This window comes from Actinospineispora acaciae DSM 45401 (assembly GCF_000620785.1).
GTDB classification, from domain to species: domain Bacteria; phylum Actinomycetota; class Actinomycetes; order Mycobacteriales; family Pseudonocardiaceae; genus Pseudonocardia; species Pseudonocardia acaciae.
Window position 1 is genome coordinate 335,819 of record NZ_JIAI01000003.1, and the last position, 16,088, is coordinate 351,906.

Annotated in this window: 17 protein-coding genes; 9 read left to right on the plus strand and 8 right to left on the minus strand. The window is 72.5% G+C overall.

Annotated features, from left to right (window positions below):
• Positions 1 to 14: 14 nt before the first annotated feature.
• Positions 15 to 1,118 carry an ABC transporter substrate-binding protein gene (locus N912_RS0118430; RefSeq protein ID WP_028923569.1) on the minus strand — a complete coding sequence of 368 codons (1,104 nt, stop codon included), beginning with the start codon at positions 1,116 to 1,118 and terminating at the stop codon, positions 15 to 17.
• Positions 1,115 to 2,851, minus strand: a complete 1,737-nt coding sequence (locus tag N912_RS52870) for an ABC transporter permease (protein WP_084210993.1) — start codon at positions 2,849 to 2,851, stop codon at positions 1,115 to 1,117. The genes N912_RS0118430 and N912_RS52870 overlap by 4 nt, the downstream gene beginning before the upstream one ends.
• A gap of 93 nt (positions 2,852 to 2,944) precedes the next feature.
• Here N912_RS52870 and N912_RS0118440 point away from each other — a divergent pair, with 93 nt between their 5' ends.
• Both N912_RS0118440 and N912_RS0118445 read left to right on the plus strand, forming a co-directional pair.
• Positions 2,945 to 4,588 carry a thiamine pyrophosphate-binding protein gene (locus N912_RS0118440; protein WP_028923570.1) on the plus strand — a complete coding sequence of 548 codons (1,644 nt, stop codon included), beginning with the start codon at positions 2,945 to 2,947 and terminating at the stop codon, positions 4,586 to 4,588.
• Positions 4,589 to 4,680: 92 nt separating this feature from the next.
• A complete protein-coding gene (locus tag N912_RS0118445) occupies positions 4,681 to 4,890 on the plus strand; it encodes a TOBE domain-containing protein (RefSeq protein ID WP_028923571.1) in 210 nt (69 codons plus the stop codon).
• 4 nt (positions 4,891 to 4,894) lie between these two features.
• On the opposite strand, the gene N912_RS52875 is transcribed toward N912_RS0118445, so the two are convergent.
• The 3 genes from N912_RS52875 to N912_RS0118460 are packed head-to-tail and all read right to left on the minus strand — an operon-like array spanning position 4,895 to position 6,780.
• Positions 4,895 to 6,160, minus strand: coding sequence for an amidohydrolase family protein (locus N912_RS52875; RefSeq protein WP_051580396.1), 1,266 nt, complete (start codon positions 6,158 to 6,160; stop codon positions 4,895 to 4,897).
• A gap of 4 nt (positions 6,161 to 6,164) precedes the next feature.
• The gene (locus N912_RS0118455; RefSeq protein WP_028923572.1) at positions 6,165 to 6,416 is read right to left on the minus strand and encodes a hypothetical protein; all 252 of its coding nucleotides are present in this window, start codon (positions 6,414 to 6,416) and stop codon (positions 6,165 to 6,167) included.
• Positions 6,400 to 6,780, minus strand: a complete 381-nt coding sequence (locus N912_RS0118460; RefSeq protein WP_028923573.1) for a Rieske (2Fe-2S) protein — start codon at positions 6,778 to 6,780, stop codon at positions 6,400 to 6,402. Before N912_RS0118460 ends, N912_RS0118455 begins: the two co-directional genes overlap by 17 nt.
• 54 nt (positions 6,781 to 6,834) lie before the next feature.
• Between N912_RS0118460 and N912_RS52880 the strand changes: the two genes are divergently transcribed.
• Positions 6,835 to 8,055, plus strand: coding sequence for a PucR family transcriptional regulator (locus tag N912_RS52880; protein WP_051580397.1), 1,221 nt, complete (start codon positions 6,835 to 6,837; stop codon positions 8,053 to 8,055).
• Here N912_RS52880 and N912_RS0118470 read toward each other — a convergent pair.
• Genes N912_RS0118470 through N912_RS0118480 form a run of 3 tightly spaced genes read right to left on the minus strand, consistent with a single transcriptional unit; the run spans position 7,994 to position 10,897 of the window.
• The gene (locus N912_RS0118470) at positions 7,994 to 8,920 is read right to left on the minus strand and encodes a fumarylacetoacetate hydrolase family protein (protein WP_028923574.1); all 927 of its coding nucleotides are present in this window, start codon (positions 8,918 to 8,920) and stop codon (positions 7,994 to 7,996) included. The genes N912_RS52880 and N912_RS0118470 overlap by 62 nt on opposite strands.
• A complete protein-coding gene (locus N912_RS0118475; protein WP_028923575.1) occupies positions 8,917 to 9,696 on the minus strand; it encodes a cyclase family protein in 780 nt (259 codons plus the stop codon). Before N912_RS0118475 ends, N912_RS0118470 begins: the two co-directional genes overlap by 4 nt.
• The gene (locus N912_RS0118480) at positions 9,680 to 10,897 is read right to left on the minus strand and encodes an MFS transporter (protein WP_028923576.1); all 1,218 of its coding nucleotides are present in this window, start codon (positions 10,895 to 10,897) and stop codon (positions 9,680 to 9,682) included. Before N912_RS0118480 ends, N912_RS0118475 begins: the two co-directional genes overlap by 17 nt.
• A gap of 95 nt (positions 10,898 to 10,992) precedes the next feature.
• Here N912_RS0118480 and N912_RS52885 point away from each other — a divergent pair, with 95 nt between their 5' ends.
• The 6 genes from N912_RS52885 to N912_RS52890 all read left to right on the plus strand — a co-directional run bounded on the left by N912_RS52885 (position 10,993) and on the right by N912_RS52890 (position 16,058).
• A complete protein-coding gene (locus tag N912_RS52885) occupies positions 10,993 to 11,616 on the plus strand; it encodes a TetR/AcrR family transcriptional regulator (protein WP_037065321.1) in 624 nt (207 codons plus the stop codon).
• Positions 11,617 to 11,710: 94 nt separating this feature from the next.
• Positions 11,711 to 13,165, plus strand: a complete 1,455-nt coding sequence (locus N912_RS0118490) for a 4-hydroxyphenylacetate 3-hydroxylase family protein (RefSeq protein WP_028923577.1) — start codon at positions 11,711 to 11,713, stop codon at positions 13,163 to 13,165.
• Between the two features lie 12 nt (positions 13,166 to 13,177).
• Entirely contained in the window at positions 13,178 to 14,179 is a 1,002-nt protein-coding gene (locus N912_RS0118495; RefSeq protein ID WP_028923578.1) for an amidohydrolase family protein, read from the plus strand.
• A gap of 13 nt (positions 14,180 to 14,192) precedes the next feature.
• Positions 14,193 to 14,849: an RraA family protein gene (locus N912_RS0118500; RefSeq protein WP_084211033.1), complete on the plus strand. Its 657-nt coding sequence runs from the start codon at positions 14,193 to 14,195 to the stop codon at positions 14,847 to 14,849.
• On the plus strand, positions 14,846 to 15,496 hold the full coding sequence (locus N912_RS0118505; protein WP_028923580.1) for an RraA family protein: 651 nt from the start codon (positions 14,846 to 14,848) through the stop codon (positions 15,494 to 15,496). The genes N912_RS0118500 and N912_RS0118505 overlap by 4 nt, the downstream gene beginning before the upstream one ends.
• Positions 15,497 to 15,557: 61 nt before the next feature.
• A complete protein-coding gene (locus N912_RS52890) occupies positions 15,558 to 16,058 on the plus strand; it encodes a flavin reductase family protein (protein WP_037065322.1) in 501 nt (166 codons plus the stop codon).
• Positions 16,059 to 16,088 lie beyond the last annotated feature (30 nt).

A 16,088-nucleotide genomic window follows, 5' to 3' on the forward strand; every position in this document is an offset into this window, starting at 1 on the left:
CCTTTCAGTTCGCCTCAGTTCGCCGACCCGCCGCCGAGGATGGACTTGAGCTTGGTGGTGCCGGGGCCCCAGAGCTTGTTCATCGCGGCCGGATCCGGGACGTCGAGGACCTTGAGCCGGTCCACCGGCGGCAGGTCGGGGCCGGTGGGGGCGCCGGGCATCAGCGGGTAGGTGCCCAGGTCCACGAACCGCTGCTGGCCCTCCTTGCTGAACAGCCACTCCTGGAACAGCTTGGCCGCGTCGGTGTTGGCCGCGCCCTTGACCAGGCCGAAGAAGTTCGGCTCGATCATCACGCCGTCGGCGGGGTGCACGAACGCGAGCGGGGCGCCCTTCTTCTTGTCGTTGGCGTAGTAGTTGTAGATCGTGGTCAGCACGATGCCGAACTCGCCCTGCGCCACTGCCTGGTCGGCCAGCTCCAGCTCGCGCTTGACCGTGAGCTTGTTCGCGGCCAGCTTGTGCAGCCAGGCGTCGTCGACCACGCCCGCGGACTGCAGCTTGATCAGCATGTCGGACGCGGCGCTGGGCTGGCTGGGGTCGCCGGAGACGATCTGGCCGCTCCAGCGCGGGTCGGCCAGCTCGGCCCAGGACTTGGGCGCGTCCGCCGCCTTGATCTTGTCGGTGTTGTACATGAACCCGAACAACGTCCCGGACGCGCCCCAGAGCATGTCCTTCGGGCCCCGGAACCGGTGTCCCAGCGCGGCGGCGGTGGTCGGGACGTAGGGCTGGTAGTAGTCCTTGTCCAGGTAGATGTACGTGGTCGACTCGATCAGGTCGGCCACGTGCTTGCCCGAGGAGAACTCGGTGGCCAGCCGCGACTCCAGCTCGGCGCCGGTGTACGGCTGGCCGCTCACCGACAGCCCGGGGAAGCGCTTCTCGAACGCCTTGTTCACCACCGGCTGGTAGACGGCCTGGTTCGGGCCGTAGATCACGATCTTGGTCTTGCCGCTGTTGACCGCGGCCGTGTAGAGGTCGCGCATGGTCCGCTCGGCGGGCGCGGAGACGCCGAGCGGGGCCAGGTCCAGGCTCTGTGCGTCGACGCTCTTGGTTCCCGATCCGCCGCACGCGGTGGTGAGCAGTGCGGCGGCCAGCGCGGCCAGCCCAAGTCCTCGGATGTTCATCCCGTTCCTCTCAGCAAGGTCCGCCGGGACAGCACCGCCCGGACGACTCCGACCACGACGCCGACCGCCGCCATGGCCGTCGAGATCACGCAGAACACCGCCGCCGCCTGGGAGATCTCGCCGCTCTGATAGAGCTTGAGCACCTCGACCGAGACGGTCTGGCTGGTCGGCGAGGCCAGCAGCACCGGGATCGCCAGGTTCCCGGAGATCATGATCGCCACCAGCAGCCAGCCGGACAGCAGGCTGGGCACGATCAGCGGGACGACGACCCCGGCGAACGCCCGCACCCGCGACGCCCCGCCGATCCGGGCGGCCTCCTCCAGGTCGCGGGGGATCTGGGCCAGCGCGCCCTCGGCCGCCCGCATGCCGACCGGCACCGCGCCGATGAACAGCCCGACCAGCAGGATCCAGATGGTGGCGTAGAGCTGGTTGAGCCCGGGCACGGACAGGAACGACCACATGATCCCCAGCCCGAGCACGATGCCGGGAAGCGCCATCGGCATCCACACGCTGATCGTGACCAGCCGCTCGGCCAGGCCGCCCCGAGTGCGTAGCACGGCCGCCAGCCCGGTGCACACCACCACGGTGACCAGGCCGCCGAGCACGGCCAGCAGCGCGGTGTCCCGGATCGCGCCGGTGATCTCCGCGTCGTCCAGCACGGCGGCGTAGTTGTCCAGCGAGAAGCCGTCGTAGCGGCCGAACAGCGACTGCAGCGAGCCGAGGTAGAGCTGCGCCAGCGGGAGCACGAGCGCGAGCAGCCCGTACCCCAGGATGCCGCCCGTACCCAGCCACCGCGCGCGGCCCAGCTTCCAGCGCTCCAGCCGGTACGACTTGCCGCTGACGGTGGTGAACTCGCGGCCGCCGAGCAGCCGCGCGCGCACCGCCACCAGCGCCAGGATGATCAGCATCAGGCACATCGCCAGCGAGCTGGCCTCGGCGTACTGGCCGCCGTAGGTGGCGTTGATGTGGCTGTAGATCTGGGTGGGCAGCACCCGGATGCCGGCCGGGATCCCGATGATCTCCGGGATGTCGAACGCCTCCAGGAACGCCAGCATGGTCAGGAACGCCGCGCCGCTGATGGCCGGGGTGAGCAGCGGCAGCTGGACCCGGAAGAACGTGCGCGCCCGCCCCGCGCCCGCGGTCAGCGACGCCTCCTCCAGCGAGCGGTCCATGGTCAGGAACGGCCCGAGCAGCAGGAAGTAGCTGAACGAGGCGGCCTTGAGCGAGCTGACCAGGATCAGCCCGAACCAGGACTCGACGTTGAAGAAGCCGTGCCCGGCCCCGGTCAGCCACTGGTAGACCGTGTTGAGCAGCCCCACCCGCTGGTTGCCGAGCATGCCCCAGGAGATCGCGAAGAACAGCGGCGGCATCGCCAGCACCAGGCCCATCATCGGCGTCACCAGCCGCCGTAGCGGGGTGTCCGTCCGCGCCACCACCCAGGCGAAGAACAGCGCCAGCAACGTCGACACCACCGTGACCGACACCGCGAAGAAGACGGTCTGCGCGAGCACCTGGTAGGTCACCGGGGACAGGTAGGTGTCCACCAGCTTGGTGACCGTCCAGCCGCCCGGAGTCCCCGGCAGCGAGGTCCGGAACGCGCCGACCGCGACCATCACCACCGGCCAGAGGAACACCGCCGCGCACGCCGCCGCCAGCAGCACCCTGGCCGCGCGCGGCCGGCGGGGACGCGCCGGGGCGAGCATGCTCACAGCCGGAGGCGTCGTTGCCGTCATGCCGCTCCCTTGCGGACGCGCGGACCCGTCAAATAGCTAATGCTTTGAAGTTATGATGTTTACGTCACAACGGGTTGTCAAGGGAGCACGGACATGGAGATGACCGGCGGCGAGGCACTGGCGCACCAGCTGGCCAGGGAGGGTGTCACCGAGCTGTTCGGCGTGCCGGGCGTGCAGTTGGACTCCGCGGTGGACGGCCTGGCCGGCGTGCGCGACCGGGTGGCGTACCTGAACACCCGCCACGAGCAGGGCGCGGCGTACATGGCCGACGGCTACGCCCGCACCACGGGGCGGCCCGGGGTGTGCATGGTGGTGCCCGGCCCGGGGGTGCTCAACGCGATGGCGGCGCTGGCCACGGCCTATGCGTGCTCCTCGCCGGTGGTGTGCATCGCCGGACAGATCCCGTCGGACGCGATCGGCCGCGAGCTGGGGATGCTGCACGAGGTTCGGGGGCAGAGCGCCACGCTGGGCACGGTCACCAAGTGGAGCGGGTTCGCGCGCGGCCCGGGCGAGGTGCCGGCGCTGGTCAGCGAGGCGTTCCGGGCGGTGCGCTCAGGGCGGCCGCAACCGGCGGCGGTGGAGATCCCGCCGGACGTGCTGGCGGCGAGCGCGGACGTCGAGCTGGCCGAGCCGTCCGGGGCGCCGGCTTTGGTCCAGCCCGATCCGGCGGTGGTGGCGCGGGCGGCCGCCGCGCTGGCCGGCGCGAAACGGCCGGTGATCTACGCGGGCGGCGGGGTGCTGGCCTCGCGCGGCGCCCAGGAGCTGCGGGCGCTGGCCGAGCACCTGCGGGCGCCGGTGATCATGAGCCAGCACGGGCGGGGCGCGCTGGACGACAGGCACCCGCTCGCGCTGACCAGCCTGGCCGGGCGGCGGGTGCTGCCGCTGGCCGACGCCGTGCTGGTGGTCGGCAGCCGGTTCGTCACCGGCAAGGCCGTGCCGGTGTCCACCGCGCCGGACGCCACGCTCGTACTCCTGAACGCCGCCGAGCGCGACCTCGGCGAGCCCCGCCGCGCGGACGTGGCGCTGCACGCGGACGCCCGGCTCGGCCTGGCCGCACTGCGCGCGGAGCTGGACGGCGCGCCCGCCGCCCGGCCAGGTGTGACGGCGGAGCTGGACGCCGCCCGCGAGCACGCCGCCAAGGAGATCGCGGAGATCGTCCCGCAGGCATCCTGGGTGCGGGCACTGCGCGCGGCGATCCCGGAGGACGGCATCCTGGTCAACGAGCTGACCCAGGTCGGCTACCTGTCCGAGGTGGCCTACCCGGTCTACCACCCCGGCACCTACCTCACGCCCGGCTACCAGGGCACCCTCGGCTACGGCTTCCCCACCGCGCTGGGCGCCGCCGTCGGCAACCCCGGCCGGACCGTGGTGTCGATCAACGGCGACGGCGGCTTCGGCTGGGGCAGCTCCGAGCTGGCCACCGCCCGCAAGTACGACATCGGCCTGGTCACCGTCGTGTTCACCGACGGCGCCTTCGGCAACGTCCGCCGCACCCAACGCACCCGCTTCGGCGGCCGCGTCCTCGGCACCGACCTAGTCAACCCCGACCTGGTCACGCTCGCCGGCGCGTACGGCATCCCCGGCGTGCGGGTCACCACCCCCGACGCGCTCACGTCCGCGATCGCGACCGCCGCCGGGTACGCCGGCCCCACCCTGATCGAGGTCCCGGTCGGCGAGATGCCCAGCGCCTGGCACCTGATCCACGACTTCATCCCCAAGCCTGCGGCCACGGGGTGACCCCGCACCCGGACGCGCCGCCGCACCTCGCGCGCGTTGGGGACGACCGCCCCTAGGCTCCCCGCGTTATATCAGCAACTAGGGAGGTCTCCGTGCGGCTCTCGGCCCGCAACCAGCTCGCCGGCACCGTCGCCTCGGTCGACGTCGGCGCCGTGATGACCATCGTCAAGGTCGACATCGGCGGCGGCCAGCAGATCACGTCGAGCATCACCAAGGACGCCGCCGAGGACCTCGGCCTGGCCACCGGCGCCCCGGTCACCGTCGTGATCAAGTCGACGGAGGTCATGCTCGCCACCGAGTGACCGGTCAGGACAGCGCGGGCTCGATGGGCTCGCCGCCGGTGAACGCGGGCCGGGTCGCGGCGGCGCGGGGGGCGCGCTTGCCGGCGGGCAGGCCGAACAGGTCCAGGGCGTTGCCGCCGAGGATCCTGCGCTTGGCGTGCTCGGACAGGAACGGCAGGTCGAGGATGACGCTGGGCACGTCGAAGTCCCAGTGCGGGTAGTCCGACGAGTACAGCAGGGTGTTCTCGGCGTTGATCTCCTCGAAGCTGGCCTTCATCAGCGCGGGCGAGCCGGTGCGCTCCATGGGCTGGGTGGAATAGTACATCTCGCGCATGTACTCGCTGGGCAGGCGTTTCAGGCCCGGGCACTCCGAGGTGCGCATCAGGTACTCGTTGTCCAGGCGCTGCATCAGGAACGGGATCCAGGCCAGGCCGGACTCCACCCAGATCAGCTTGAGCCGGGGGAACCGCTCCGGGATCGCGTTCACCAGCATGTTCGTCAGGTGGATGATGTTGCAGAAGGTGAAGCCCAGCGCGTGCGCGGAGATGAACTTGTTGAGCTGGGTCATGGCCTGCTCGTGCCAGTTGTAGGCGGCGTGGAAGGCCAGCGGCTTTCCGGTGTCCTGGATCGCGGAGTAGACGGGCGCGTACTCGTTGGCGTGCACGCCCCGGTAACGGATGCTGGTCACCATGAAGCCGACCACGCCCGGCACGTCGGCGAACTCCTCGACGAAGGCCAGGCTCGCGGCCGGGTCGTTGAACGGCAGGTAGACCAGCGTCTTGATCCGGTCGTCCTGAGGGAGTAGTTCCTCGGTGAGCCAGCGGGTGTAGGCGCGGGCCAGCGCCACCTCCACCTCGGGCGCGGGATGCAGCGACAGGTGCAGCATCGGGGTCGGGAACATGACCGTGTAGTCGATGCCCATCATGTCCATCGACCAGATGGTTCTGACCACGTCGTCGTGGCGCTTGCTCGCGCCGAGGTCGTGCTGCGAGGCGAGCTGGTTGCGGCCGGCCCGGAGCACCCGGCCCGAGATCTCCTGGTGGCCGAGCTGGGCGGTGGTGATCGTGGTCGCGGCGGCCTTGCCGGAGCGCTGGGTCATCGCCCTGGCCCAGTCCCGGATCTGGTCGTCGTCGATGTACGGGATGATCTCGTCCCAGCGCCGGTCCTCGTAGTGGTGCGAGTCGACGTCGACGATGGTGAACTCGTGCAGGCGCCGCTCCTCGGCCTGGCGCTGGGCGTTGCCGAGCAGGTTCTCGATCTGGATCTGGCCCCTGTCGTACAGCTCGCGCATTCCTTCACTCCCCCGCCGTCTGCCAGGGCCGGCCGCCCCAGGTCTCCCAGAGGGCCAGCTCGAAGACCTCCAGGTTCACCGCGTGCAGCAGCGCGCTGGCCGCTCGGGCCGCGTCGGTGGCGGTCACCCGGTGGTCGGCGTCCAGCACCGGGACCGCCTGGCCGGACTCGACCAGCTGCCCGTACCCCCGCACCGCGCGCTCCATCAGCCGTCTGACCTCGTCGATGTCCGGCTCGGACTCAGTCGAGTACGACATAGACGTCCTCCCCCTCCACGGTGACCGGGTAGGAGCGCAGCCGCCGGCGCCGGTCGCCGCAGAACTCGCCGGTGCGCAGGTCGTACTCCCAGCCGTGCCACGGGCAGACCAGGTGCGGCTCGGACTCGTCGTAGCGCTCGCCCAGCGCCCGGCCGCCGGCGTCCACCACCGCCGTCATCAGCGGGAAGTAGCGACCCTCGCAGACCGGGCCGCCCTGGTGCAGGCACACGTTGCGGTAGGCGCGGAACTCGCCGTCCACCCGGAACACCCCGACCGCGTACCGCCCGTGCGGCACCAGCACGCGGTGCCCCTCGGCGAACTCGTGCACGGAGCCGACGCGGACCCGGACCGCCGCTTGAGTCATGAGGTTATAATTATCATATGTTTTGGCACGGCGCCGGCTGAGCGGGACGGGCGGATGCTGTCCCCCGAGATCACCGAGTCGCTGGCCGCCCGCCTGGGGCGGCCGGTGGTGGTGTTCGACACCGGGCTGCGACTGGTGGAGTTCAGCAGGCACGACGGCGACGTCGACCCGGCCCGCATCTCGATCATCCTGTCCCGACGGGGCTCGGCAAGGGCCAGCAAGCTGATCAAGGAATCCGGGGTGCGGCACGCCGAGGGGCCGGTGGTCATCCCCCGCGAGCCGACCACCGGCAGCCCGCCGAGGGTGGTCTTCCCGGTGCGGCGGGACGGCGAGCTGCTCGGCTACATCGTGTACGTCGACCCGGACGCCGGCGACGAGCCACCCGGCTGGCAGCGGCGGGTGTTGGCGGAGGCGAACGGTGAGTTCGCCGAGCTGTTGGCCCGGCACCGGCTCGGCCGGCCGGGTGGCGACCAGCGACGGATCGACGCCCTGCTGGGCGAGCTGTTGCGCGGTGATCACCAGGCCGGCGAGCGGCTGGTCGGCGAGGGGCACCTGCGCGCCTCGGACCGCTACACGGCGATGGTGCTGGCCGGCGCGCCGTCAGATTCGAGCGCCGAGACGCGCGCGCGGCTGGAGGGCTGTCTGGCCGAGCTGCTGTCGCTGTGCGCGGCCACGGCGTGCGGGACGGTGCTCGACGACCCTGTGGTCCAAGCGGTGCTGGTGCTGCCCCGGCCGGTCAAGGTCGAGCTGCTCGCCGCCCGGCTGACCGGCCCGGTCCGCGCCGGCGTCGGCGACCCGCGCCCCACCCTCGACCAGATCGCCGAGGCCGCGCGCGAGGCAGGGACGGCGGCCAGGGCGGCCTGGCTGGACCCGGCGTACGGCGCGCTGGCGAGCTGGCGCGACCTGGGCGTGGACCGGCTGCTGCTACGGCTGCCGCTCGAACACATGACCGTCCGCGACCTGCCCACCCCGGTGCAGCTGCTGCTCGCCGAGGAGGACAAGGGGCCGGACCTGTGGACCACCCTGGACTGCTACCTGGACACCGGCGGCGACGCCCAGGAGAGCGCGCGGCGGCTGGTGATCCACCGCAGCAGCATGTACTACCGCCTGGACCGGATCAAGAAGATCATCAACGTCGACCTGGCCGACGGGCGGGTGCGCAGCGAGCTGCACGTCGGGCTGCGGGTGGCCCGGCTGCTGGGCTACGGCCCGGTCAGGGTGGGCTCGGACGGCCACGGCGCGCGGGCCGCACCTCGTGCAGCTCAGGACCGGTGACCACCGTGTTGCGGATGGTGCCGATGCCCTCGACGGTCATCCGCACGGTGTCCCCGACCCGCAGCGGCGGCGGGTACCGCTCGCCCCGCCACCCCCACAGCTCGGCCAGGCAGCCTCCGCCGCAGGTGCCGGAGCCCAGGACGTCGCCGGGACGCACCCAGGTCCCCCGGCTGGCGTAGGCGACCAGCTCGGCGAACGTCCAGGCCATGTTCGCCAGGGTGTCGCCGCCGATCCTGGTGTCGTTGACGAACACCTCCATGGCCAGGTCGTAGCGTCCGTTCCGGTCACGCAGCTCGTCGCGGGTGACCAGGACCGGGCCGAGCGTGGTGGCGGTGTCCTTGCCCTTGGCCGGGCCCAGGCCGACGCGCATCTCGCGGGCCTGCAGGTCGCGGGCCGACCAGTCGTTGAGGATGGTGAACCCGGCGATGTGCCCGGCGGCCTCGTCCGGGGTCAGGTTGAACCCGGGCCGGCCGATCACGGCGGCCACCTCCAGCTCGAAGTCCAGCACCTCACAGCCAGGGGGCATCGGCACCGGCGCGCCGGAGCCGATCGCGGCGTGCGGGTTGGTGAAGTAGAACGCGGGCGCCTCGTACCACGCGTCCGGCACCTGCGCCGCCCCGGTGACCGAGCGCAGCGAGCCTGCGGTGTGCTGCTCGAACGTGATGAAGTCTCTGATCGTGGCGACGGGGAACGGCACCTCCAGCGGTGCCGTCTCGTCCCAGGGCAGCCGCTCGCCGACGCGCAGTGAACCGGTCGCCAGCGCCTCGAAGACGTCGGCCTCGCGATCCAGCAGGTCGATGTGGCCGTCGGTAACGATGCCGTACCGCCGCACGCCGTCGAGGCGCAGCGACCCGATCCGGCTCACGCCGCCTCCTCGAAGATCGCTACCGCCCGCGTCCAGCCGGCCGATGCTTTGTGGATCTTGACGGGGAGGCACGACACGTCGAACCCGTGAGCGGGCAGCGCCTCCAGGTTGTGCAGCTTCTCGATGTGGCAGTAGCCGATCTCGCGGCCGGCCCGGTGGCCCTCCCAGATGATGCTCGCGTCGCCCTCCTCGGCGTAGCGGCGGGCGGTGTGCACGAACGGGGCGTCCCAGCTCCAGGCGTCGGTGCCGGTCACCCGCACGCCCTGGCGCAGCAGGTGCAGCGTCGCGTCCCGGCCCATCCCGCAGCCCCTGCTCAGGTAGTCGTCGTGGCCGTAGCGCGCGCCCGCGCTGGTGTTGACCAGCACGATGTCCAGCGGCGCCAGCTCGTGGCCGATCCGCTCCAGCTCGACGTCGACGTCCTCCGGGGTCACCACGTACCCGTCGTCGAACCGCCGGAAGTCCAGCTTGACCCCGCGCTGGAAGCACCAGTCCAGCGGCACCTCGTCGATGGTGATCGCCCGCTTCCCGCCGTCCATCGTGGACGCGTAGTGGTACGGCGCGTCGAGGTGCGTGCCGTTGTGCGTGGACAGGCGGACGTGCTCCAGCGCCCACCCCTCCCGGTCGGGCAGGTCGTCGACGCCCGCGCCGGGGAAGAACCGCAGCACGTCGTCGCGGGTCTGCTCGTGGTCCAGGTAGTCGATCTCGGGCAGCAGCCCGGGCGGGTCGGACGCGATCCCCGCCCGCAGGGGCACCGACAGGTCAACGATTCGCCGCATCCACGGCTCCTTCCAGGGTGCTCGGTTGGGCATCGGGCTCGCGGGGCAGCAGGAAGGTGAGCAGGCCGGCGGCGGCGAAGAACCCGGCGCACACCAGCAGCCCGCCGCCCAGCCCGGTCACCGCCGCGAGCGCCGCCAGACCGAACGGCGCGAACGCCGACACCCCACGCCCGACATTGAAGCTGAACCCGGCGCCGGTGGTCCGCACCCGGGTCGGGAACAGCTCGCCGAGGTACGAGCCGAACAGCCCGGTGAACGCCGCGAAGAACGCGAACAGCGGCCCGAACCACATCAGCGCCGTCGGGTCCGAGGTCAGCGCGTACAGCGGCAGCGTCGCCGCCACCCCGAGCAGCGAGACGATGATCGCGGTGCGCCGCCCGATCCGGTCGGCGAGCATGCCGAACACGTTGTAGCCAAGGAACATCCCGAGGTTCAGCACCGTCATGTACACCGCGACCGTGCCCGCCGCGATGCCGCGCTCCGCGCTCAGGTACGTCGGCAGCCAGGTCGACCCGCCCCACCAGCCGGTCAGGGCCAGCGCGGCGACCAGCGTGGCCACCACCGTGCGCCCGCGCAGCCCGGGCACGAAGATCTCCCCGATCGACACCCGCCCGGTGTCGGCCCGCGCCGCGCGCTCCCGTTCCCACTCCCCCGACTCCGGGAACAGCAGCACCACCACCAGCACCGGCATCGCCACCGCCAGCCCCGCGACCAGGAACAACAGCCGCCAGCTCGGCAGGAACAGCCCGGACAGCACGGCGGCCACCGCTCCCCCCACCGGAAAGCTGCTCAGCACGAACGCCGCCGCCTTGCCGCGCGAGCGGCTCGGCCAGGTCTCCACCACGTACGCCGAGACCACGCTCCACACCCCGCCCAGCCCGAACCCGGCCACGAACCGCAGCACCAGGAACAGCGCGAACCCCGGCACCGCCGCCAGCGCCGCCGTGCACACCCCGAACGTGACCAGCGAGCCGACCAGCGCCGTGCGCCGCCCGAAGTTGTCCGACAGGTAGCCCACGCTGACGCTGGACAGCCCGATCCCGAGCAGCGTCGCGGTGGCGAGCAGGCCGCCCTGCGCGGGCGTCAGCCCCAGGTCCGCGCGGATCGCCGGCAGCGCCAGCGACAGCAGCAGGATCTCCAGCGCGTCGAACATGTACGCGAGGAAGCCCCCGCCCAGCACCACCCAGCGCGTGCGCACCATCGCCTCCACCGCCTCGGCCCGAGCCGGAACTGTACGAGCGTCCAGTCAAGAGCGTCAAGAGGCCGGCTGCACGGACGTCCAGTAGCCTCGCCGCCATGTCCCCCGCCGCGCGCGCGGCCGCCCCGGCGGCGACCGACCGGCGCGTCCGCATCCTGGACGCCGCCGAGCGGATCTTCGCCGAGCACGGCTACGACGGCGCCACGCTGCGCCAGGTCGCCTCGACGGCCGGGGTCCAGCTGTCGCTGCTCGGCTACCACTTCCCGTCGAAGCTGGCGCTCTACTCGGCGGTGTTCGAACGCCGCCAGTACGTCAACGAGCAGCGGCTGGAACGCCTGGAGACGCTCGGCGACCCGCGCGCGCCGGACGCGCTGGACCGGCTGGTCGCGGCGTTCATGGACCCGGTCATGGCGCTGCGCGAGCAGGGCACCTGGTACCGCCGCCTGGTGCTGCGCGAGGCCGCCGACCCGTCCAGCCCCCGGCGCCCGATCATCCGCGAGCTGTTCGACCCGATGGCCCGGCGGTTCATCGCCGCGCTGCGCGAGGTCCGCCCCGGCCGGCCGGAGGGTTGGTACGAGTGGAGCTACCTGTTCGCCGTCGGCGCCCTGACCCAGAGCGCGTCGGACGACCGCCTGGCCAACCTCACCGAGCACCCGGCCGCCGCCACCCCGAACGACGAGCTGCTGCGCGGCTTCGTCACGGCGGCCTGGCGCCACGGCTGAGCCGTCGGGTCAGACACCGTGTCGCACGGGGTGCGGGCGGATTTCGCACAACGAACCGGTGAGCCGGGCACTGCGGCGCGGTTAGCGTCCGGACATGGATGTGACCGGCGCGAGCGGGGCCCTGAGCGGCGAACGCTTTCGGGACAGCCTCGACGACGGCCGTGAGGTCTGGCTGAGCGGCGAGCGGGTGAAGAACGTCGGCGAGCACCCGGCGTTCCGGGGCGTGATCGACGAGTTCGCCCGGCTGTTCGACCTGCGCCTGACCGACCCGGCGGCGCGCGCGGCCACGCTGTACACCAGCGAGCGCACCGCGAACCCGGTGAGCCTGGCGTACTCGCTGCCCCGGACCCGCGAGGAGCTGCGGGCCAAGCTGGCGGCCACCGAGTGGTGGATGCGGGAGAGCTGGGGCCAGCTGGGCCGCTCCCCGGACTTTATGTCCAACGTGGTGGTCGGGCTCTACGACTACCGCGACGAGCTGGAGGCACACCGCCCGGGGTTCGGCGCTCACGCGGTCGACTATCACCGGTTCGCGTCCGAGCACGACCTGGTGCTCACCCACGCGCTCGGCGACCCGCAGATCGACCGGAGCGCCAGCCCGCTCGAACACCCCGACCTGGCCCTGCGGGTGGTCGGCGAGAACGACAACGGCGTGGTGATCAGGGGCGCGAAGCAGCTGGCCACGCTGGCGCCGTTCGCGCACGAGGTGATGGTCTACCTGAACGGGGTCTCCGCGCTGCGGGGGGCCGAGGAGTTCGTCATCTGGTTCGCGCTGCCGATGAACACCAAGGGGCTCAAGACGCTGTGCCGCGAGCCGCTGGGCGCGCACCGCACCGGGCACAGCCACCACCTGGCCAGCCGGTTCGACGAGCAGGACGCGATGTTGTTCTTCGACGACGTCGTGGTGCCGTGGGAGCGGGTGTTCCTGCTCGGCGACGGGCCGCTGGCGCTGCGCGGGCTGGGCCGGCTCAACGCGTGGAGCATGCAGAGCACGCACATCAGGCTGCACGAGCGGCTGCGGGTGTTCGTCTCGGTGGCGGCGCTGCTGGCGAACAGCATCGGGGTGGACGCGTTCCGGGGCATCCAGGAGGAGCTCGGCGAGATCATCTCCTACGCCGAGACGCTGCGCCTGGGCATCGCGGGCGCTGAGGCGGGAGCGGCGATGACCCCGGGCGGGCTGCTCGCGCCCGCGCCCAGCTACGGGCTGGCGTACTGGTCGGCGGGGGTGTCCGCGCGGGTCGTCGAGGTGCTGCGGCGGATCGGCGCGTCCGGGCTGATCATGCAGCCGTCCGAGGCGGACCTGGCCAACCCCGAGCTGCGGCCGTTCCTGGAGCGGTACATGCGCGGCCACGACATCGGCGTGGACCAGAAGTCGCGGCTGTTCCGGATCGCCTGGGAGCTGGTCGGCGACGGGTTCGGCTCGCGGCAGGAGCTGTACGAGTACCTGCACCGCGGCGACCCGGGCGCCGGCCGGACCCGGCTGCTGCGGATGTACGACCGCTCCGAGGCCGACGAGCGAGTCCGCCGGCTCATCTCCTCCCCGCTGTCGTAGGAGGCGTTACACATGATCATTGACGTACACGGCCACCTGACCGCGCCGGCCGAGCTGTACGCGTGGAAGGCGAACCTGCTCTCCCACCGGGGCGCGCACGGCAGGGGCAGCCCCCGGATCAGCGACGACGCGCTGCGGGCCGCCCAGTTCGAGCCGAACCCCGCGTTCGGCAACGCCTCGCACGTCGAGCACCTGGACGGAGCGGGCGTGGACGTCCAGCTGATCTCGCCCCGGCCGTACCAGATGATGCACTCCGAGCAGGGCACCCTGGTGCGCTGGTTCATCGAGGAGACCAACGACGTCATCCACCGGGTCGGCACGCTCTTTCCCGACCGGTTCCGAGGCCTGGCCGGGCTGCCGCAGAGCCCGGAGCTTCCCGTCTCCGAGTGGGCGGCGGAACTGAGAAGGACGGTCACCGAGCTGGGGTTCGTCGGCTGCCTGCTCAACCCGGACCCGTGCGAGGGCACCTCGGTGCCGCCCGCGCTGGGCGAGCGGTACTGGTACCCGCTGTACGAGGCGCTGTGCGAGCTGGACGTGCCGGCGGTGATCCACGCCGCCGGCTGCCGGCCGCCCACCCGCGAGACGTACAGCCTGCACTTCATCCAGGAGGAGACGGTCGCGGTCTGGAGCCTGCTGTCCTCGACGGTCATGCGCGACTTCCCGGAGCTGAAGATCGTGGTCTCGCACGGCGGCGGGGCCATCCCGTACCAGGTGGGTCGGTTCCTGCCGTCCGGGGTGCGCTCCGGCGGCGAGCCGTACCTGGACAGGCTGCGCCGGCTGTGGTTCGACACCTGCCTGTACACCCGGGACGCGATCGAGCTGCTGATCCGGACGGTGGGCGTGGACAGGTGCCTGTTCGGCACCGAGAAGCCGGGCACCGGCTCGCAGCGCGACCCGGCGACCGGGCGGTGGTTCGACGACATCCACCTGCTCATCCGCGACATCGACTGGCTGGACGAGGACGCGCGGCGGACCCTGTTCGAGGACAACGCCCGGAAGCTGTTCGGGCTCTGACGCGGGGGTGGTCATGGCAGACCTGGTGGCGCGGCTGCGGGCGGTGGACAGCTGCGCGGTGTCGGACGCGCTCGACACGCTGGGGCGGCCGGGCGCGGTGCTCGGGCTGGCGCCGGTGTGGCCGTCGGGGGGCACGGTGGTCGGGCGGGCGCGGACGGTGGTGGCCGGGCCGAGGGCCGGTGGCGGGCCGGGCACGCACATCGCCAGCCCGGTGGTCGACTCGGCGGCCCCGGACGACGTGATCGTGATCGACAACCACGGCCGGACCGACGTGTCGTGCTGGGGCGGGCTGCTCGCGATGGCGGCCGCCCGGCGCGGGGTTGCGGGGGTGGTGGTGGACGGCGCCTGCCGGGACGTGCCGGACTGCGTGGACGCCGGCCTGCCGGTGTTCTCCCGGGCGGTGGTCCCGGTCAGCGCGCGCGGACGGATCGTGCAGCGCGACATGGACGTCCCGATCCAGGTGGCCGGGGTGCTGGTGAGCCCTGGCGACCTGGTGGTGGCGGACCGCAACGGCGTGGTGTTCGTGGCCGCCGAGGGCGCCGGCGAGGTGGTCGAGCTGGCCGAGCGGATCGTCGCGCGGGAACGTTCGATGGCCGAGGCGGTCGCGGCCGGGCGGCCGGTCAGCGAGGTCATGCACGACACGCGCTTCCCGAAGGTGGGACAGTCATGACGATCGACCCCCGGTTCGCGGACGTGTCCACCGCGAGCGTGTCCGACGCGCTGGACCGGCTGGGGCGCGCCGGCGGGCTGCCCGGGCTGGGGCCGCTGGCGGGAGGGCAGCGGCTGCTCGGGCGGGCGTACACGGTCCGCTACCGCCCGGCCGGCGACCCGCCGGGGACCGTGGGCGACTACCTCGACGAGGTGCCGCGCGGCGCCGTGGTGGTGCTGGCCAACGACGGGCTCACCGACCGCACCGTCTGGGGCGACATCCTCACCGCCGTGGCCCACCACCGGGGCGTGGCCGGCACCGTGATCGACGGGGTGTGCCGGGACGTGCGCCGAGCCCTGGACCTGGGCTACCCGATCTACAGCCGGGGCCGGTTCATGCGCACCGGCAAGGACCGGGTGGAGGTGGCCGCCGTGCAGGAGCCGGTGGGGGTCGCGGGCGTCCAGGTCCGGCCCGGCGACCTGCTGGTCGGGGACGACGACGGCGTGGTGCTGGTCCCGGCCGAGGTGGAGGCGGACGTGCTGGCGGTGGCGTTGGAGATCGCCGAGCGGGAGGCCGGCATCCTGGCCCGGGCACTCGGCGGCAGCTCGCTGGCCCAGGCGCGCGCCGCCTTCGGCTACCACGGCCTGCAGCGCGGGCCGGACCGGTGAGCACGCCGCCGCCGTCGCAAGGCGGTTCCGCGGAACCGCTTTTCCCGGCCGGACGCGGCGGATGAGCGCCGACCGCGACCCGACCGGGCGGTTCAAGCGCGCCGCCGGCCGGTTCGCGTCCGGGGTGACGGTGGTGGCCACCCGCAACGGCCGGCACCTCTACGGCATCACCTGCTCGTCGTTCCAGTCCCTGTCGCTGGACCCGCTGCTGGTCACCGTGTCGGTGAACGCCGCCAGCCCGTTCCTGGCCGAGGTGCGCGCGTCCGGGCACTTCGCGGTGAGCGTGCTCGCGTCCGACCAGCAGCGGGTGTCCCGGTACTTCGCCACCCCGGGCCGGGGCCGCGCCCGCGACCGGTTCCCCGGCGTCCCGACCGAGGTGGTGCAGACCGGGTCGCCGGTGGTCGGCGGCTGCCTGAGCTGGTTCGACGCCGCGCTGCACGCCCTGCTGCCCGGCGGCGACCACCAGATACTGATCGGCGAGGTCGTCGCGGCGGGCGGGCGCGACGGCGAGCCGCTGCTCTACTGGGCGGGCGGCTACCACCGGCTACGGGCACGCACCTGACTCACGGCGGAGGGCTGTACATGAGTCCGG